Source organism: Microbispora corallina, from assembly GCF_016863035.1.
GTDB lineage: Bacteria > Actinomycetota > Actinomycetes > Streptosporangiales > Streptosporangiaceae > Microbispora > Microbispora corallina.
Window position 1 is genome coordinate 78,744 of sequence record NZ_BOOC01000015.1, and the last position, 17,828, is coordinate 96,571.

Consider the following 17,828-nt stretch of genomic DNA (forward strand, 5'->3'; position numbering starts at 1 on the left):
GGGGTCCCCCTCCGAAGAAAGGCTGCCCCATGTCCCGTACCAGGTGGACACGTCTGCTCGCGACGACGGCCGGTGTGCTGACGGCCGCGATCGTCCCCGTCCTGGCGCCGCACGCCGCGTCGGCCGCGTGCGTCACGGATCCCTACAGCGGAGTCTGCGTGAGCCCGGTCACCTACAAGGTGTTCTCGACCGACGGCACCCTCGCCGTGCAGAAGACCCCCAAGGTGGACAACGTCGTCCGCTGGCTGAAGGAGGGGGACAGCGTCGGCGTCGTCTGCCAGATCAACAACGGCGGCACCGACCCCTACGACAACATGACCAGCCACACCTGGGACTACATCTCCACCGCAGCCGGCACCGGCTGGGTGTACGACCACTTCATCACCACCCCGGCGCAGGGGACCGACGGCTGGTCGCCCGGCGTGCGGCACTGCGGCTCCGGCGGAGGCTCCACCTCCAGCCTCAACCCGAACAACTACCCCTGGCCCGCCGTGGACGGATGGGTGGCCGACGGGCACGGCTACTACGAGGGCGAGTGCGTGTCGTTCGCCGCCTGGGCGATCCGCTCTGACGGCATGCCGCACAGCAAGTCGCCCGACTGGCTCGGCAACGCCGACATGTGGACCGGCGCGTACGTGGACACCTCGCCCCACGCCGGCGACATCGCCCAGTGGGACGACAAGGTCAACGGGGCCGGCGACAGGGGCCACGTGGCCTACGTCGCGGCGGTCAACTCGGACGGCACCATCAAGGTGTACGAGTACAACTGGGGCACGATGCACCGCCTGAACATCCGGACGATCCCCGCCAACGCCCCGAGCCGGTACCTACACTTCTGACGCCGCGGATCCCGGGGCCGCACGGCCGGGCCGGTCTCCGGCCCGGCCGAACGGCGCCCGCAGCTCGACGAACGTCCCGGCGCCCGGCGCGCTGTCCACGAGGGCGTGCCCTCCCACCTCGCGCATCCGGCGGCCGATGGACTCCCGCAGGCCCATCCCCCAGACCGCCTCACCCGGCGAGAAGCCGCGGCCCCGGTCGTGCACGGTGACCACGACCTCGGCGCCGCGGAGGTGGACGCGCATGGTGGCGGCGGAGACCCCGGAGTGCTTGGCCACGTTGGTCAGCGCCTCGTTCGCCGCCTCGACGAGCGCGGCCGCTCGGTCCGGCGGCAGCAGGTCCGGCCACCCGTCCACATCGCGTACGGAGGCGCTGTTGAGATCGACCCGCAGCCCGGTCCGCGCCTTGTCCCTGACCAGCCGTTGCAGGCCCGCCGGCAGGTCGCCGCCGTCGCCGTCGTGGACGCCCTCCACCAGTGCCCTCAGCCAGGCGGCCTCTCCCGCGATGTGGGCGCGGAAGGCCTCGTCGGAGACCCACTCGCCCCGCGCGAGCGTCTCCAGCGTCTGGAGAACCCGGTCGTGCAGGATGCGGGCGTGCCGGGCGCGTTCCCGTTCCCGGGCGAGCGCGTCGGCGCGTTCGACGGCGACGACGCGGCTGCGGTCGAGGTCGGTTCCGCTGCGGCGCAGGTACCGGGCCGCCGCCCAGCCCACGGTCGTGTTGGCGAGGTAGCTGACGGCGTTCGGCACGACGTTCCAGAAGGGGTCGTGATGGAGGACTATCGCCGCGGCGACATACCCGGCGCACAGGAGCAGCGTCGCGGCGATCACCGCGGCGAGGCGGCGGTACCCGAAGCCGACGGCCACCGAGGTGACGACCGTGAAGGGATACATGAAGTAGATCCACGTGTGCCCGTCCCCCCGGACGGTGAGCGCCGCGCACAGGAACAGCCCCGCCGTGCAGAAGACCACGTCGGCGCTGATGAGCCAGGAGGGGATGGCGCGGCGGCGCACGCACACCGCGATCACCGCGAGGCTCTCGGCGAACACCGCCGCCGCCAGCGCGAGCACCGGGACCGGACGCGGGTAGTGGGAACCGTCGAGCCACACCGCCACCGCGACCTGGCTGAGACCGTAGAGGCGGTACAGGGACAGCGCGAGGACGAGGGCCGACTCGGCTCGCGCAGCCCCGGAGACCGGCACGAAGCCCGGCCTGGGCGCGAGGCCCTGCGCGAGGTCCGGGGCGGGCGCGGGGGAGCCGTCCGGCGCGCGGGGCGGGGAGGTCATACCGGTCCCGTTCCCCCTAATCGCTCCAGGGCGGCCCGCGTGAGCTGGGCCTTGTTGCCGATCTGGAGCTTGGCCCGGATGCGCTCCACGTACGTCTCCACGGTCGCCTTGCTCACCCCCATGCGGGTCGCCACCTGGGCGTGGGTGAACCCGCTCGCGATCAGGTTCAGCGTCTCCTCCTCGCGGGCCGACAGCTCCGCCTGGCGTGCCCCGGACGGCTGCCGCCCCTTGACCGGCCCGGCGGCCGCGGACGGACCGAGCTCGGCCTGGAGGATGTCCGCCAGGGGGGCCGAGAGCGCGAAACCCCCGGCGGCGACCGTCTCGACGGCGGCGACGAACATCGCGTCGTCGGCGTGCTTGGTGATGTAGCCGGAGGCGCCGGCCCGGATCGCGCCCATCACGTCCTTCGGCTGCCCGGACGCCGACATCACCAGCACACGGGAGCTCCCGGCCAGCCGCGCCACCGCGTCGAGGCAGGGCGCCCCGCCGTCGTGGTACAGGTCGAGCACGATGACGTCGAAGTCCGCCGGAGACTCGGCGGCCTCCATGGCGGCGGCCAGCTCGCCGAGGGACCCGGCGGCGGCCACGACCTTCACGCGACCCGTCTCGTGGAGGAGATGCTCCACGCCCCGCCGGGCGATCGGATGATCGTCCACCACCCCTACCCGGATCATGTCCTGCTCCGTCGGATCGGTCTGTGAAGATCGAAGGCCGGAAGTATTCTCACCCGCGGCGTCGTGATCCGGAAGACTCATGGCGCGGCGCACTCCTCACTAAGTGTCTCGACCGGCACGCGGTCGAATAGCTCAGTATGCGAGAGCGCAACCGGCCCGCGCGTCGGGTGAACACCCCACACCGCGCCCGCACATCAGAGGCGGACCGCCTCGACGAGGAACGCGGTGCCGGGGCTGTCGGAGAGGAGGGGAGCGGCGAGCCCGATGACGGCGAGGGCCCGGCCGCCGAGCCGAACCCCTCCGGACGCCCAGTCCGGCCACCTGCCGGGTGGTCCGGACACGACGCCGGGGACGGCGGCGACGGCGTACTCGGCGTCCGGGTCGAGCCCGGGCAGCCGCATCCGCGCGGGACGCTCGGACGCCGAGGTCTCCAGCTGCACGTAGGCGAACACGGCGTGCCCGCGGTCGGGGGAGACGACGCCGTGGACCCAGGCGGCGGGGTCCGGGTGGTCCACCCGCACCACCTCGCCGCCGTGCAGCAGCGGGCGCAGCCTCTTGTGCAGGGCGACCCACTCGGCGAGCGCGGCGCGCTCCTCGGTGGTCCACGCGGTGATGTCGGCCTCGATGCCGGCGTGGCCGAACAGCGCGGTGGCGGCGCGGAACCCGAGGCCGGTGACCCGGCCGGTGATGTGCGCCCGCTCCGACCCGACGTGGGTGCCCATCAGCTCGTACGGGATCAGCAGGCCGGTCCAGCGCTGGATCCGCTGCCGCTCGAACGGGTCCATCGTGTCGGAGGCCCAGATCCGGTCGGTGCGCTCGAGGACGCCGAGGTCGGCCCGGCCGCCTCCCGACGAGCACGACTCGATCTCCAGGTGCGGGAAGCGGCCGCGCAGGTCGTCCAGAAGCCGGTAGACGGCCTCGGTCTGCGCGTGCGTGCCCGGGATCCCGTCGTGGACGGCCTCCGCCAGGTCGCGGTTGTGGTCCCACTTGACGTAGTCGACGCCGTACTCGCCGACGAGCGCGCCGATCCGCTCCAGGAGGTACGCGTAGACCTTCGGCCGGGCCAGGTCGAGGGTGTGCTGGTGGCGCCGGGGACGCGGCAGCCGCCCAGGGTCGGCCAGCAGCCAGTCGGGGTGGGCCCTGACCAGGTCGGAGTCGGGGTTGGCCATCTCGGGCTCGAACCACAGCCCGAACTGCATGCCGTGCTCGCGTACCCGCCGCACCAGTGCGTGCAGCCCGTCCGGCCAGACGGTCTCGTCCACGTACCAGTCGCCCAGGCCCGCGCGGTCGTCGCGGCGGTGCCGGAACCAGCCGTCGTCCACCACGAACCGCTCCGCGCCGACCTCGGCGGCCGCGTCGGCGAGCGCGAGCAGCCGGTCCTCGCGGTGGTCGAAGTAGACGGCCTCCCAGGTGTTCATCGTCACCGGCCGCGGCGACCCCGGATGGCCGCCGCGGGCGCGCAGCATCGCGTGCAGCCGCCGGCTCAGTCCGTCGAGGCCGGCGTCCGAGGTGGCGAAGTAGACCCACGGCGTCCGGTACGACTCACCCTCGCCCAGCCGCACCTCGCCGGGCGCGAGCAGTTCGGCCCCGGCGAGCACCCCGTCCCCCTCGGGGAGCCGTTCGACGTGCTGGACGTGGTCGCCGCTCCAGGCCACGTGGACGGCCCAGACCTCGCCCGTGCGGAACCCGAACCCGGGGGTGCCGACGACGAGCGGGCCCGCGTCGAACCCGGTGCGGCCGCGCCGGTTCTCCCGCGACCACACGCCCCGCCGGAGCGGCGCCCGCTGGGGGTGGCGCTCCCGCGCCCACCGGCCGGTGAAGTCGAGCACCTCGGCCGCCTCGGCCGGCACCGGCATCAGGCAGGCCAGCCGGTCGAGGGTGTACGGCGATGTCGCCGTGTTGACCACCTCGTGCCGCATCCGCAGCACGCCCTGTCCGGTGAGCTCGATCTCGGTCCGCAGGTCCAGCCCCGCGCCGGGGTCCGTGGCGCGCGCCTCGACGCGGCGGCCGTCCACCGCGACGGGCTCGGCCAGGGTGAACCGGGGCGGCCGCCAGGCGCCGTCGCGGTGCCCCGCCAGCGCGGGACGTCCGTACCAGCCGTCGCCCTGGCTCGGCACGAGGTCCTGGGCGGGCGCCGGAGGGAGGTCCGTGAGCGGTCCCGGGCAGGCGCCCCAGTGCAGGACCCGGGGCGGGCGCGGCCCGGCGACGTCGAGGACCAGGCCCACGCCCTCCGCGGAAAGAACGATCACACAGACCTCCGGCGCCGGCGTCCACGATCACTGCCCGTACGGGTGAATCATCCCGCACCGCGAGATCGCGCACGAGGCGGGACCCGGCGGACGGGGCCCGTGCGCAGCGGGTCAACCGGACTCCAAGTCGCGTACGAGTCGGGGCCAAGTGCCGGCTGGCACCGTCGTCCCCGTCGCCGCACGAGACGGCGACGTGATCGGCAAGAAATCCAGAGAGGAGCACTTTCGTGCGCAAGAACATCCAGATCGTCGACCTGCCCGAGGCCGCCGTGGAGCTGGACGGCGACCAGCTCGACATCGTCGCCGGCGCCCAGCGCCCCGAGTCCGGCTTCGTGTGCAGCGCCCTCAACGGGTCGAGCAGCGGCGACTGCTGGGACATGTGATCCGGGGGTACGGCCGGGCTCCCGCCCGGCCGTACCCGGTGGGAAGGGACGCCACAATGCTGTTGATCATCAGTGATCCGCGGGACGACTCGGTGCGCATGGTCGTGCGCCGCCTCGCGGAGCGCGACGTGCCGTTTCTGTGGTGGGACGAGGCGGAGTTCCCGGAGCGGACCGTCATCGGCACCCGCCTGTCCGGGGAGGGCTGGCGGCAGTCGCTGACGCACGGGGGCACGACCTACGACCTCGCCGAGGTCACCGCGGTCTGGCACCGGCGTCCCAACCCGCCGTCGGCGCCGTCCGTGGCCGACCCGAGCCAGCGGGCGTACGCGGAGCAGATGGCCCGCCAGATGCTCCAGGGCGTCTACGAGCTGATGCCCGCCGAGCGCTGGATGCCGGCCCGGCCCAAGCACCTGGCCCGGGTGGACAACAAGCTGCTCCACCTGCGCCGGGCCGTCGAGCTGGGGTTCACGGTGCCGGACACGGTGGTCGGCAACGATCCCGGGGACCTCGTGCCCGCCTGGCGGCGCTCGGGCGGACGGCTGATCTCCAAGGCCCTCGACTTCCGCCCGTTCTTCGTCGACGGCGAGGACCACCACGTCTACACCACGAAGATCGAGCGCAGGGACCTGGCCGGGCGGCACCGCGTGCGGCACTGCCCGGTGATCCTGCAGCCCAACCTGGCCAAGGCCGTCGAGCTGCGGGTCACCGTCGTGGGGGACCGCGTCTTCAGCGCCGAGATCGACTCCCAGTCGTCGCGCCTGACCAGCCAGGACTGGCGCCACTACGAGGACCTCGGCGTGGCGTACCGCCCGCATCCCCTGCCCGCCGAGGTCGAGAAGCGCTGCCTGCGGCTGGTGGACTCGCTCGGGCTCAGCTACGGGGCCGTCGACCTCATCCTCACCCCGGACGGCGAGTACGTGTTCCTCGAGCTCAACGTCAGCGGCCAGTGGGCGTTCGTCGAGCTGCGCGCCGGGCTGCCGATCGGGGACGCGATCGCCGGCTGGCTCACCGAAGGAAGATCATGATGACAGACGTCTTCGGCGGCGACCTCGCGTCCGCCGTACGGCTCCTGCGCACGCTGCCCCGGCGCAGACAGGACGTCGGGCAGGCCGAGCGGCGGGTGCGGGCCTGGTCGGCCGAGCGCCCCGCCCTGGCGGCCGAGCTCGTCGTGGACGAGCCGCCGGGCACCGGGCAGGTCGGGTACGACCTGCTGCTGGCCCACCCTGAGGGCGGCACGGTGGCGATCTCCGCCCAGACCGAGGACGGCGTGCCGTGGCTCGTCGACCACTCGACCCACTGGGCGGCCGGGCAGGTCGTGAGCGTGGACGGCATCGGGCTGTCCGTGCCCGCCGCCCTGTACGCCCTCCGCGCGCTGGGCGCCCGCGACCGCACGGTGCACGAGCAGCTCGCTGACTACCGGATCCTGCTGTCGGAGATCGACGGCGACAAGGAGCCGGTGGGCGACGCCGAGCTGCGGGAGGCCATGGACGACTTCCGCCGCCGCCGCGGCCTGTTCAGCCGGGAGCGCACGCTCCGATGGCTGGAGGAGGTCGGGCTGCCCGAGGACGCCTTCGCCGGCTTCATGGAGACGACGGCCCGGATGAACCGGGTCCGCGCGCGGTTCGCCGGCGAGCCGGCCAGGGCCTACCTCCGCGAGCACGCCGACGAGCTGGCGCACGCGCGGGCGGCCTGGGTCACCGGGCGCGACCGCGCGGTGATCGAGGAGATCGCCGGCGCCGACACGGCCGCCGGCCTGCTCGACCGCGCGGGACGCGCCCTGGAGGAGCGGCCCGGGCGGCTGCGCCTCACGACGGCCGCCGGGCCCGCCTCCGAGCTGCCCGCGCCGCTGCGCGCGGCCGCGCCCGGCCGGGTCGTCGGCCCCGCCGAGTCGGAGGACGGCCTGCTGGCCGGGGTCGTGCTGGACCGCGCCGCCGCCGACCCGGACGACCCCGCCGCCCTGGCCGCGGCCGCCGACGCCGCCTACACCGCGTGGCTGGCCGGGCGCCGCGCCGCCGCGGCCATCACCTGGCACTGGCTATGAGACGCCGTGTGCCGCTGCGGATGCAGCAGACCCAGACCGACTGCGGCGCCGCCTGCCTCGCGATGGTGCTCGGCGCCCTGGGCCGCCGTACGAGCATCGCCGAGGTCTGGCGCCACCTGCCCGAGAACGCGGACGGGGCGACGCTGCGCGACCTCATCGGCGCCGCCACCGCGTTCGGCCTCCGGCTGCGGGCCTTCCGGCTCGCGCCCGACCAGGCCGGGGGGCTGCCCACGCCGTTCGTCGCCCATTGGGAGCAGCGCCACTTCGTGGTGGTCGAGCGCGTGGACGCGCGGGGCGTGGTGGTGGCCGACCCGGCGTCCGGACGGCTGCGCCTGACCCGCGAGCGGTTCGCCGAGGGCTACAGCGGCACGGTACTCGTGCCGGACGTCCCGGAGCGGCTCACCCCGCCCGAGCCCGGCCGCTCGTCGGCCCGGGCCGTGCTGTCGACGCTGGCGCGGGCGTTCACCGAGCGCCGGCTGATCCTCCAGGTCGTGGCGGCGACGGCGCTGGTCCAGCTGTTCGGCCTGGCCGTCCCGCTGTTCACCAAGCTCGTGGTGGACGGCGGCGCGCTCTCGCCGGGGGCGCTGGGCCTGGCGGCCGCCGTCGCCGTGGCCGCGCACCTGCTCGTCTCGCGTGTGCGGTCGTTCCTGCTGATCCGGCTCCAGACCGGGGTGGCGGCGGCGCTCATGCGGCGGCTCGTCGGCCACGTCCTGGCCTTGCCGTACGGGTTCTTCCAGCGGCGCACCAGCGGCGACCTGCTCAGCCGGCTGAGCGCGGTCTCCGGGATCCGCAACATGATCGCCGAGCGCTCATTGGCCCTGCTGTTCGACCTGCTGACGGCGTTGACGTACCTCGTCGCCCTCGCCGTCGCCGCGCCCGGCATCGCGGCCCTGACGGTCGCGGCCGCCGCGGCGCAGGCGGCCGTGGTGGCGCTGTTCGCGGGCCGGTCGGTCCAGCTCGCGTACGCCGGGCTGCACGCCACCTCCGCCACCCAGACGAGCCTGGTGGAGAGCCTGTCCGGGATCGAGGCGCTCAAGGCGGCCGGCGCCGAGGACGGCGCGTTCGAGCGGTGGCAGGCCTGCCACCGGCGGGAGCTGGAGGCGAGCGCCGAGCGGGATCGCACGGTCGTCACGATCCAGGCCGCCACCGAGGCGCTCCAGCTCGCGCTCGCGCTGGGCCTGCTCGTCGTCGTCCGCGCCCAGCTGCCCGGGTCGTCCAGCCTCGGCGACCTGCTGGCCCTCGCCGCGATGGCGGGCGCGGCGATCGCGCCGCTCTCGTCGCTGCTGGGCACGGTGCAGCAGATCCACCTCGCCTTCGCCCACCTGGACCGCGTGGCCGACCTGCTCGCCGCGGCCCCCGAGCCGTCCGGTGGGCTGCGGCCCGCGCTGCGCGGCGCGGTGGAGGTGCGGGGCGTGTCCGCGGGGTACGACCCGCGCTTCCCGGTCCTGCACGACGTCTCCCTGCGGATCCCGGCGGGGGCCAGGGTGGCCGTCGTGGGCGGGTCGGGGTCGGGCAAGACGACGCTCGGGCGCGTGCTGCTGGGGCTCGTCGAGCCGGCGAGGGGAGAGGTCCGCTTCGACGGGCTGCCCCTGCCGGACCTGGACCCGCGGCACCTGCGCCGCCAGGTCGGCGTGGTCACCCAGCAGCCGCACCTGTTCTCCGGCACCGTTCTGGACACGATCGCCTTCGGGGACCCATCGGTCACGCCCGCCGTCGCCGAGGAGGCCGCCCGGCTCGCCGAGATCCACGACGAGATCCGCGCGATGCCGCTGGGCTACCGCACGCACATCGGGGAGAGCGGCGGCCGCCTGTCCGGGGGGCAGCGCCAGCGGCTCGCCCTCGCCCGCGCGCTGGCCCGCCGCCCGCGCGTCCTGCTGCTCGACGAGCCGACCTCGGCCCTCGACGCGCTCACCGAGGAGCGGATCCGGCTCAACCTGGCGGGCCTCGGCATCACGCAGATCGTGATCGCCCATCGCCTGTCGACGATCCGGGACGCCGATCTGATCGTCGTCCTGGAGGGCGGCCGGGTGGTGGAGACCGGCACGCACGACGAGCTGCTCTCGTACGGCCGCCGGTACGCCGGCCTGGTGTCGCTCCAGGCGGCGCCGGGCTGACGGGGGTGCGGCACCGATCTGGGGTCAGCACCCCAGCCGGTGGGCGAGGTCCTGGAAGTCCCGCGCCACGGCGTCCCAGGGTTCGACGGGCGTGAGATCCGCGGTCTGCCCGGTGCCGTGCTCGGCCGGTCTCGGCACGAAGGCGGTGACGAGGCCGGCCGCCCGCGCGGCCCGCAGATCGTCGTTGTGCGCCGCCACCAGGCAGAGCTCCGGGGGACGCAGTCCCAGGACCTCGGCGGTCCGCAGATAGGCCTCGGGCCGCGGCTTGTAGGCCTGGGCGACCTCCGCGCCGAGCACGGCGTCCCACGGGATCCCGGCCCGCTTCGCCATCGCCGTGAGCAGGGCGATGTTGCCGTTCGAGAGCGGCGCGACGGTGAAGCGCCGCTTGAGGCGCGTCACTCCCGCCACCGCCTCGGGCCAGGGGTCCAGACGGTGCCACGCCCGGTTGAGGTCGTCCAGCTCGGCCTCGCCGATGCGCCTGGGGTCGAGGCCCAGGTCGGCCAGGACGGCCTCCAGGTTCTCGCGGTGCAGGACGTCCAGCCGGGTGAAGGGACGGCGGCCCGACCGGCACTCCTCCATCGCGGGCTGGTAGCGCGCCCGCCAGGCGTCGGCGAAGGCGTGGGGGTCGACGTCGTGGCGTCCGTGACGGGCCAGGAAGGGCGCCGCCTCCCGGGCCACGCCCTCCCGCCAGTCGACCACCGTGCCGAACACGTCGAAGACCAGCGCCCTGACGCCGTCGAAGCGCGTCATCCCACGCCCCCCTGATCGCGAGATTGCGAAGCCCCCTCCAGCATGTCACCGCGGACGTACGGCGAGGAGGCCGCGCCACCGCCGGACCCCGGACCGGCCGGCCGGCGTCCGGCGGTCACGGCTCAGGCGGCGCCGATGCGGACGGGCAGCGTGCGCGGGCCGCGTACCTGGCCGGCCGACCAGGTGACCGCCGCCGGGTCGGCGAGGGTGAACTCGGGGATGCGCTCCAGCCACACCTCGAGGGCGATCCGCAGCTCCATGCGCGCCAGGTGAGAACCGACGCAGCGGTGGATGCCGAGGCCGAACGCCACGTGCCGGTTGACCTCGCGGTCGATGACGACCTCGTCCGCCCGCTGGAACTGGGCCGGGTCGCGGTTGGCGGCCGGGAACGACAGCAGGATCCAGTCGTCGGCCTTCATGTCGACGCCGTTCCAGCGCATGTCGTCCTTCACCAGCCGGGCCATCGTCACCGGGGCGTAGACCCGCAGGAACTCCTCCATCGCGGTCGGCAGCAGCCCCGGCTCGGCGACCAGGCGCTCACGGTCCTCGGGGGTCTTCGCGAGGTGCCACAGGGACGCGCCGATGGCACTCCAGGTGGTGTCGATGCCCGCGATGAGCAGCAGGGCCATCGTGCCGGCCACGTGCGAGGGGTCGAGCTTGCGGCCGTACAGCTCGGCGTTGACGAGGTACGTCGTCAGGTCGTCGCGGGGGTTGTCGACGTGGTCGCGGATCTGCGCGAGCAGGTAGTCGAACACCTTGTCCATCCGCTCGATGCGCTCGTCGGGCGGCCGGTTGACGCCTTCGAGGGAGTTCTCGATGAACTCGCGGAACTGCGGCCCGTCCTCCGGGGGGAAGCCCAGCATGTCGGCGATGACCCGCACCGGGATATGCTGCGCGTACTCGCGGGCGGCGTCCACCAGATCACGGCCCTGGAACGCGTCGATCAGCTCGTGGCACAGCGCCCGCGTGGCCGCCTCGCGCCGGGCCACCGCGCTCTTCGTGAACGCCGGGAGCAGGAGCTTGCGGGCGTCGTGGTGGAACGGCGGGTCGGAGGAGATCGGCGGAACGCCGCCCACCGGGGCGATGTCCCGCGGCGGCCGGAAGTTGCTCATGACGATCGACCGCGACGAGAACCGCTCGGTGTCGTACGCGATGGCCGCGACGTCCTCGTACCGCGTCGGCAGCCACCCGCCGCCGAACCGGTCGGTGTGCGCGATGGGGCAGCGCCGCCGCAGGTCGTCCTGGATGGGGTAGGGGTCGGCGGCCCACTCGGGTTCGAGGTGGGAGAAGTCGGTCGCCCAGTCGGCGACGGGGCCGGTGACGACCTCGTTGCGCGTTCCGGCCGGCGCCTCTCCCCGGGTCTCCCGGAAGTCCTTGGTGAACCGGTCGTCGACGGTCATGCCACCCCTCCTAGAGGATCTCGATCGCTCGTTCGGGGCAGTTCGAGACCGCCAGGCGCGCCGCGTGCTCCTGGTCCTGCGGCACCGTGCCGTCGCCGATGACCTGGCCGTAGCCCTCGTCGTCCTCACCGAACAGGTCGGGCGCGAGGTCGTAGCAGCGGCCGTGTCCCTGGCACCGCTGCGGGTCTATCCGTACTTTCACTGGGTTGCTCCCCTCTGGGCAGTGACGTCGGTGGGGGCGAGGGCGGCCACCACGCGGGTGAGCAGGGCGGACCACTGCGCGTCGTCCACGCCGTGCAGGCCGGGGGTGACGAGCGCGCTGCCCATCGCCAGCAGGAGGCAGAAATGGGCGAGCGCGTCCGGCGACAGGCCCGGGTCGATCTCGCCGCGGGCCTGCGCGCCGCGCACGAGGTCCGCGATCCATTCTGTGCGCCCGCCGAGGTAGTCGCGCATCGGCCGGGCCACGTCCTCGTCGCGGCGGGCCGCGACCAGCGCCTCGACGATGAGGTAGCCGCGGGCGTCACGCGGGCGTGCCAGCTGCCGGCCGACCGTGAGCAGCAGGTCGGTGACCGGCCGGTCGGGGGCGGCCGCGAGCAGCGTGGCCAGCAGGCGGGGGCCGTGCGCGCGCAGCGCCTCCACCAGCAGCCCGGCCTTGGACGGGAAGTGCGCGTACAGCGCGCCGTTGCTCACCCCCGCGGCCGCCGCGATGTCCGCCACCCGCGTGCCGTCGTAGCCGCGCTCGGCGAAGACGTCGGCGGCCGCGCGGAGCAGTCGCTCGCGCGTCTCGGCCGCGGTGACGCCCGCGATTCGGGCCATGGAGGAATTAAACGATCGTTCATTTCCCTGGTCAAGGCCTCCGTACGGCGCCCTTCTCCGGCACCGGGCCCGACGACCGGAGGTACGTGCTGGCCCGGCGCAGCCAGCGGGTGTTGGTGGCGGTGAGCAGCGCGTCCGGGACCAGGCGCGTCATCGCCTGCACGGGGTACCGGTCCGTGCTCTCGACGGCCGCCAGGGCGGCCACCCGGCCGGCCGTCCGGGAGCGGACCCGCTCGTAGCGGCGCAGCCGGTCCTCCACGGGACCGTCCCCGGTCAGCTCGCGCACCAGCGCCCACGCGTCCTCCAGCGCCTGGTTGGCGCCCTGGGCCAGTGTGGGCGGCATCGAGTGCGCGGCGTCCCCCGCGAGGGTCGCCCGCCCCCGGCCCCACACCTTCGGGACGCGATGGCGGTAGTGGGCGAAGCGGTCCACGTCGCCGATCGCGGCGAGGATCTCGGGGACGGGCGCGGCCCAGCCGCCGAAGCGGGCGGCGAGCGCGCGGGCGGGGGAGGCGGGCGGATCGCCACCGCCGATCCGGTGGTCGAACCACCACAGCAGCAGCCCGTCGCCGGCCGGAATGAGCCCGCACAGCCCCTCGCGCCCGATGATCATCAGGGCGAGGTGGGACGACACGAGGTCGGCGGGCCCCCGGACGAACCCCTGCCAGGTCACCCAGCCGGTGGGCCGGGCGGGGTCCGCGCCCCAGAGGCGGTCGCGTACCGCGGACGACCGCCCGTCGGCCCCGACGACGACGTCGCCGCGCACCTCCCGCCCGTCGGCGAGGCGGACCACGCCCGCGTCGGGGTCCACGCCCGCGCAGGCCTGGCCGAAGCGCAGCACCCCGCTCGGCAGGCCCTCGGCCAGCCGCTCGACGAGCCGCTGCCGGGGCACGTGGACGGCGGGCGTGCCGAAGCGGCGGGCCGCGGCCGCCACGTCGACCGTGAACAGCCGCCGGCCGTCGTGCCGGCGGGACTCCATGGCGTCGATCCGCCGGCCGATCCCCGACAGACCGGCGCCGAGGTCGCGCAGGATGCCCGTGCTCCCGCTCCACAACGTGACGGACCCGCCGGCCGTGCGGAGGGCGGGCGCCCGCTCGTACACCTCGACCTCGTGGCCCGCCCGCACCAGCCCGCGGGCGCAGGCGAGCCCGGCGACGCCCGCGCCGACGACGAGTACTCTCATGTCGTCATCCTCATTCTGATACTCGCAGTATCCGATACCGGAAGTATCACATATGCCCACGAGCCCGTCACCACGGGGGCGCCGGCCCGACCCCGCCGTCGACGAGAAGATCCGCGCCGCCGTTCTCGCCCTGCTCCTGGAGCGCGGGCTGGAGATGACGATGGACGAGGTCGCCGCGCGCGCCGGGGTCGGCCGCGCCAGCGTTTTCCGCCGGTACGGCACCAAGCGCGACCTGCTGCTCGACACGATGGGGCGGCTGCTCGACGTCCACGTCGCCATCCCCGACACGGGCTCGCTCGCCGGCGACCTGCGGCAGGTGGTGGCCGACACGCTCGCCGTCTGGCGGGACGACCGGCTCGCCGCCGTCAGCCGCCAGGTCCTGGGGGAGGCCGGGCGCGATCCGGAGGTGGCCGACATGGTCCGGACCACGATGCGGGAGCGGATGACGCGGTCCTGGGTCGTGTACGACCGGGCGATCGAGCGCGGCGAGCTCCGCCCGGACGCCGACCTGTGGCTGCTGACCGATCTGTTCGCCGGGCTCGTGGTCTACCGGGGGCTCCTCGGGATCGGTCCGCCCGGCGTCGACGCCGTCGTGGACGCCCTCCTCCACGGCTTCGCCCCACAGGGTGGCGTTGAGCAACACTGAGTCCATGGAATACGTCGGACGGGTGCCCGCGCCGCCGCTCGACCGGTTCATCGACGACATCTACTGCCTGACGGGGGTGCCGCGGCACCGCCTGATGAACGTCCCGCCGATGCCGTCGGCACACCTGTTCGTCAACCTGGGCGAACCCGCCCGCCTGTGGGACTCCGACCCCTCGGTGCCGCCGGTGACGTTCACCGGCGCGTGGTTCATGGGTGTGTGGACCAGGCGTTTCCTCTTCGAGTACCCCACGCGGGTGCGGCTCGTCGGGGTGCACTTCAAGCCGTGGGGGATGTCGCCGTTCGTCGGCGTGCCGGCCGCCGAGCTGCGGGACCGATGGGTGCCGGCCGACGCCGTCCGGCGGCGGTCACCGGACCGGATCCGCGACCGGGTCGGCGGCCTCGCGTCGGCGACGGAGACACTGCGGGTGCTGGAGGAGGAACTGCGGTCGATGCTCACCGAGGCGCCGCCGCGCGGCCTCGACCTGGTCCGGCACACGGGAGGGCGCCTGGAGGCCGCCCACGGCGCGGTCCCGATCGGCGCGCTGGCCGACGCCGCCGGGGTGAGTGGCAACCACCTGGCGGCGCAGTTCACGTCCCATGTCGGGGTCACCCCGAAGCGGGTGGCGCGGATCTACCGCTTCGCGCGGCTGATCCTGTCCGTCGACGCCCTGCGTCCGGTCGACTGGCCGGGGCTCGCGCAGACGGCGGGCTACTTCGACCAGGCCCACTTCAGCAGGGAGTTCAAGGACTTCACCGGCCACACCCCGACGGAATACCTGGCCCTGCGGCGCCGGTTCCCCGCCGAGCGGGGGTTCCCGCCGGACAGCGGTCCGATGCCCGCTGATGGATTTTCTACAAGCCCGCCCGCCCTCGGGACCGGCACGATCGGAGGCGAACGCGCGAGGAGAATCGAGGAGGTCCCGTGGGCATGGTGATCATGAACAGCGCGGTGTCGGTGGACGGCTTCATCGCCGACGGGAACGACGACGTCGGGCCACTCCACGAGTGGTACTTCACCGGGGACACCCCGATCGTCGAGGGCGGCGGCCGGCAGTACGACCACTCCGGAGTCGGCAGCGGCTTCACGGTCTCGCGCGCGTCGGCGGAGTACGTCCGGCCCATGTGGGAGGCGATCGGCGCGATCGTGATGGGCCGCACCCTGTTCGACCTGGTGAACGGCTGGGAGGGCAAGCCGCCCGCGGGCGACCACGTGGTCGTGGTGTCCCACCGGCCCAAGCCCGAGGGCTGGCACCCCGAGGCGTCGTACCACTTCGTCGACGACGTGACGGCCGCGATCGGCAAGGCCAAGGAGCTCGCCGGGGAGCGGACCGTCGCGGTGAACGCCGGCGACGTGGGCGGCCAGATCCTCGCGGCCGGTCTCGTGGACGAGGTGGCGATGGACGTGGTGCCCGTGGTGTTCGGGTCGGGCAAGCGCTACTTCGGCGGCGTCGACGGGCGGCATCTGCTGGAGGATCCCCACGTGGTCGTCCAGGGCGACCGGGTGCTGCACCTCATGTTCAAGGTACGCCGCTAGAAAGCGCCCGTGAGGCGGTTCTCCCAGGCCCAGGCGGCGATCTCGACCCTGTTGCGCACGCCGAGCTTGGCCTGGATGCCGGCCAGGTGGCTCTTCACCGTGCTCAGGGAGATGAACAGCTCGGCGGCGATCTCCTGGTTCGTCCGGCCGCGGGCGATGGCCCGCACGACCTCGGTCTCCCGTTCGGACAGCGGGCGCGCGGGCCGCCGGGCGGCCGGTGCGGCGGCCGCGGCCAGGTGGCGCAGCAGCCGCAGGGTGACCGACGGGGAGACCAGGGCGTCCCCGGCGTTCGCGGCCCGCACGGCCTCGACGAGCAGGACGGGGCCGGCGTCCTTCAGGATGAACCCCACCGCGCCGCCGCGCAGCGCGCCGTACACGTACTCGTCGAGGTCGAACGTCGTGACCACGACCACCCGCAGCGGGTCGGCGACCCCCGGGCCGGCCAGTGCCTGGGTCACCTCGATGCCGTCGAGGCGCGGCATGCGGATGTCCACGAGGCACACGTCCGGCCGCAGCCGCCGGGCGAGGGCGACGGCCTCCGCGCCGTCGGCGGCCTCCCCGACGACCGTGATGTCCGGCTGGTCCTCCAGGATGAGCCGCAGCCCGCTGCGCACCATGGCCTGGTCGTCGGCGATCAGGACGCTGATCGTCATCCGATCCCCCTGACCGGCCCGCCCGTCGTCGCGGCCTGCCGTCCAGGGCCGCCGATCGCCGTGGCCTGCCGCCGAGGGCCGCCGGTCACCGGGGCCTCCCCGCGGGAACGGGCAGGGTCGCCAGCACGGCCCAGCCGGCGCCCGCCCGCGGCCCGGCGCGCAGCGTGCCGCCGAGGGCCTCGAGGCGCTCACGCATCCCCACCAGGCCGTACCCGCCCCGATGGGAGGGCCGGACGGGGCCCGGCGGGGCGTCGTCCACCACCTCGACGGTGACGACGTGCCCGTCCTGGGCGACCGTGACCGTGGCGGAGCGGGCGTGCCGGGCGTGCCGGGTGATGTTGGTCAGCGACTCCTGCACCACCCGGTATACAGTGCTCGTCACCTCGGGCGGCCACGCCGCCGTCCCCTCGCCGTCCGGCAGGCGCAGGCTCACCGCGGGTCCGCGGCCGTCGAAGTGGCCGTCGAAGCGACTGACCAGCTCCCCGAGCCGCTCGGGCCCGGGAGTGGCCGGCGCCGCGTCCCCGGCGTCGCGCAGCAGCCCGACCACCCGCCGCATCGCGGTCAGCGCCTCCGAGCCCGCGGCCTCGATGCCGGCGAGCGACTCCTCCAGCTTCTCCGGCTGCCGCCGGGCGACGATCCGGGCGCCCTGGGCCTGCACCACGATGCCGGTGATGTGGTGGGCCACGACGTCGTGGAGCTCCCTGGCCAGCGCCAGCCGTTCGTCGCGGCGCACCCGCTCGGCGGCGGCGCGGCGGCGGGCGTCGAGCAGCCGCAGGCCCAGCCCGGCGGCGAGGGCCGCGAGCCAGGCCGCGCCGTACAGCCTCGTCACCGGCGCGAGGTGGTCCGGCGGGGGGACGGCGGTGGCGGCGGCCACCGCGAGCCCCCCGGCCGCGACGGCGCAGGCGGCGAGGGGCCGCAGAACTCTGATCGCGCTGCCGAGGAGCACCGACAGGGCCAGCGTCATCGCGAGACCGGGCTCGCCGGGCAGGTGCGCCGCCTTGGCCGCCGGGACGGCGACCGCCGCGACGGCCAGTCCCGCCACCGCCGCCCACCCCAGGTCGCGCCGCCGGGCCAGCGCGATCACGCACACCACCAGTCCGGCGACGCAGTCGAACCGCCAGGCGCCGCCGCCCCAGCTGTGCGCGATCCGGTACGCCTGGACGGCGAGCGCCGCGGCGAAGACCGCGCCGAGCCCGGCGACCGCCGCCAGCCGGACGAGCCGGGCCGCCCACTCCCTCGCGTTCACAGGGCTCAGGCTACGAGAGGCCG

At 74.5% G+C, this 17,828-nt stretch carries 18 protein-coding genes; 8 read left to right on the forward strand and 10 right to left on the reverse strand.

The window, feature by feature from the left end; genetic code table 11:
* The first annotated feature begins 29 nt into the window (after positions 1–29).
* Positions 30–839: a CHAP domain-containing protein gene (locus tag Mco01_RS18610; protein ID WP_204058150.1), complete on the forward strand. Its 810-nt coding sequence runs from the start codon at positions 30–32 to the stop codon at positions 837–839.
* Here Mco01_RS18610 and Mco01_RS18615 read toward each other — a convergent pair.
* From Mco01_RS18615 to Mco01_RS18625, 3 genes are all read right to left on the reverse strand, one after another.
* Positions 828–2,120 carry a sensor histidine kinase gene (locus Mco01_RS18615; RefSeq protein WP_204058151.1) on the reverse strand — a complete coding sequence of 431 codons (1,293 nt, stop codon included), beginning with the start codon at positions 2,118–2,120 and terminating at the stop codon, positions 828–830. The two genes, Mco01_RS18610 and Mco01_RS18615, sit on opposite strands and share 12 nt — an antisense overlap.
* Complete coding sequence (locus tag Mco01_RS18620; RefSeq protein WP_204058152.1) at positions 2,117–2,794, reverse strand: LuxR C-terminal-related transcriptional regulator; 678 nt, start codon at positions 2,792–2,794, stop codon at positions 2,117–2,119. Before Mco01_RS18620 ends, Mco01_RS18615 begins: the two co-directional genes overlap by 4 nt.
* 194 nt (positions 2,795–2,988) lie before the next feature.
* Positions 2,989–5,043 carry an alpha-galactosidase gene (locus tag Mco01_RS18625; RefSeq protein ID WP_204058153.1) on the reverse strand — a complete coding sequence of 685 codons (2,055 nt, stop codon included), beginning with the start codon at positions 5,041–5,043 and terminating at the stop codon, positions 2,989–2,991.
* A 227-nt stretch (positions 5,044–5,270) separates the two neighbouring features.
* Between Mco01_RS18625 and Mco01_RS18630 the strand changes: the two genes are divergently transcribed.
* Genes Mco01_RS18630 through Mco01_RS18645 form a run of 4 tightly spaced genes read left to right on the forward strand, consistent with a single transcriptional unit; the run spans position 5,271 to position 9,581 of the window.
* Positions 5,271–5,426, forward strand: coding sequence for a hypothetical protein (locus Mco01_RS18630; protein ID WP_157099945.1), 156 nt, complete (start codon positions 5,271–5,273; stop codon positions 5,424–5,426).
* Positions 5,427–5,482: 56 nt separating this feature from the next.
* Positions 5,483–6,451: an MvdC/MvdD family ATP grasp protein gene (locus Mco01_RS18635; RefSeq protein ID WP_204058154.1), complete on the forward strand. Its 969-nt coding sequence runs from the start codon at positions 5,483–5,485 to the stop codon at positions 6,449–6,451.
* The gene (locus Mco01_RS18640) at positions 6,448–7,467 is read left to right on the forward strand and encodes a TIGR04500 family putative peptide maturation system protein (RefSeq protein ID WP_204058155.1); all 1,020 of its coding nucleotides are present in this window, start codon (positions 6,448–6,450) and stop codon (positions 7,465–7,467) included. The genes Mco01_RS18635 and Mco01_RS18640 overlap by 4 nt, the downstream gene beginning before the upstream one ends.
* Positions 7,464–9,581 (forward strand): peptidase domain-containing ABC transporter, encoded by a 2,118-nt coding sequence (locus tag Mco01_RS18645; protein ID WP_204058156.1) that lies wholly within the window; start codon positions 7,464–7,466, stop codon positions 9,579–9,581. Before Mco01_RS18640 ends, Mco01_RS18645 begins: the two co-directional genes overlap by 4 nt.
* Before the next feature lie 24 nt (positions 9,582–9,605).
* Here the strand turns inward: Mco01_RS18645 and Mco01_RS18650 are convergent, their stop codons facing one another.
* The 5 genes from Mco01_RS18650 to Mco01_RS18670 all read right to left on the reverse strand — a co-directional run bounded on the left by Mco01_RS18650 (position 9,606) and on the right by Mco01_RS18670 (position 13,727).
* Positions 9,606–10,331 carry a haloacid dehalogenase type II gene (locus Mco01_RS18650; protein WP_204058157.1) on the reverse strand — a complete coding sequence of 242 codons (726 nt, stop codon included), beginning with the start codon at positions 10,329–10,331 and terminating at the stop codon, positions 9,606–9,608.
* A 122-nt stretch (positions 10,332–10,453) separates the two neighbouring features.
* Positions 10,454–11,731 (reverse strand): cytochrome P450, encoded by a 1,278-nt coding sequence (locus tag Mco01_RS18655; RefSeq protein WP_204058158.1) that lies wholly within the window; start codon positions 11,729–11,731, stop codon positions 10,454–10,456.
* Positions 11,732–11,741: 10 nt separating this feature from the next.
* Positions 11,742–11,933: a ferredoxin gene (locus Mco01_RS18660; RefSeq protein ID WP_204058159.1), complete on the reverse strand. Its 192-nt coding sequence runs from the start codon at positions 11,931–11,933 to the stop codon at positions 11,742–11,744.
* Positions 11,930–12,547 (reverse strand): TetR family transcriptional regulator, encoded by a 618-nt coding sequence (locus tag Mco01_RS18665; protein ID WP_204058160.1) that lies wholly within the window; start codon positions 12,545–12,547, stop codon positions 11,930–11,932. The genes Mco01_RS18660 and Mco01_RS18665 overlap by 4 nt, the downstream gene beginning before the upstream one ends.
* 31 nt (positions 12,548–12,578) lie before the next feature.
* The gene (locus tag Mco01_RS18670; protein WP_204058161.1) at positions 12,579–13,727 is read right to left on the reverse strand and encodes an FAD-dependent oxidoreductase; all 1,149 of its coding nucleotides are present in this window, start codon (positions 13,725–13,727) and stop codon (positions 12,579–12,581) included.
* Between the two features lie 52 nt (positions 13,728–13,779).
* Here Mco01_RS18670 and Mco01_RS18675 point away from each other — a divergent pair, with 52 nt between their 5' ends.
* From Mco01_RS18675 to Mco01_RS18685, 3 genes are read left to right on the forward strand one after another with little or no spacing between them, the layout of a single operon-like run.
* On the forward strand, positions 13,780–14,373 hold the full coding sequence (locus Mco01_RS18675; protein ID WP_204058162.1) for a TetR/AcrR family transcriptional regulator: 594 nt from the start codon (positions 13,780–13,782) through the stop codon (positions 14,371–14,373).
* A gap of 4 nt (positions 14,374–14,377) precedes the next feature.
* Positions 14,378–15,307: a helix-turn-helix domain-containing protein gene (locus Mco01_RS18680; protein WP_204058163.1), complete on the forward strand. Its 930-nt coding sequence runs from the start codon at positions 14,378–14,380 to the stop codon at positions 15,305–15,307.
* The gene (locus Mco01_RS18685) at positions 15,301–15,906 is read left to right on the forward strand and encodes a dihydrofolate reductase family protein (RefSeq protein ID WP_239103733.1); all 606 of its coding nucleotides are present in this window, start codon (positions 15,301–15,303) and stop codon (positions 15,904–15,906) included. Before Mco01_RS18680 ends, Mco01_RS18685 begins: the two co-directional genes overlap by 7 nt.
* Here the strand turns inward: Mco01_RS18685 and Mco01_RS18690 are convergent.
* Together Mco01_RS18690 and Mco01_RS18695 are read right to left on the reverse strand one after the other, a co-directional pair.
* Positions 15,903–16,559, reverse strand: coding sequence for a response regulator (locus Mco01_RS18690; protein ID WP_204058165.1), 657 nt, complete (start codon positions 16,557–16,559; stop codon positions 15,903–15,905). The genes Mco01_RS18685 and Mco01_RS18690 overlap by 4 nt on opposite strands.
* Before the next feature lie 85 nt (positions 16,560–16,644).
* Positions 16,645–17,805, reverse strand: a complete 1,161-nt coding sequence (locus Mco01_RS18695) for a sensor histidine kinase (RefSeq protein ID WP_239103729.1) — start codon at positions 17,803–17,805, stop codon at positions 16,645–16,647.
* Between the last annotated feature and the right edge of the window lie 23 nt (positions 17,806–17,828).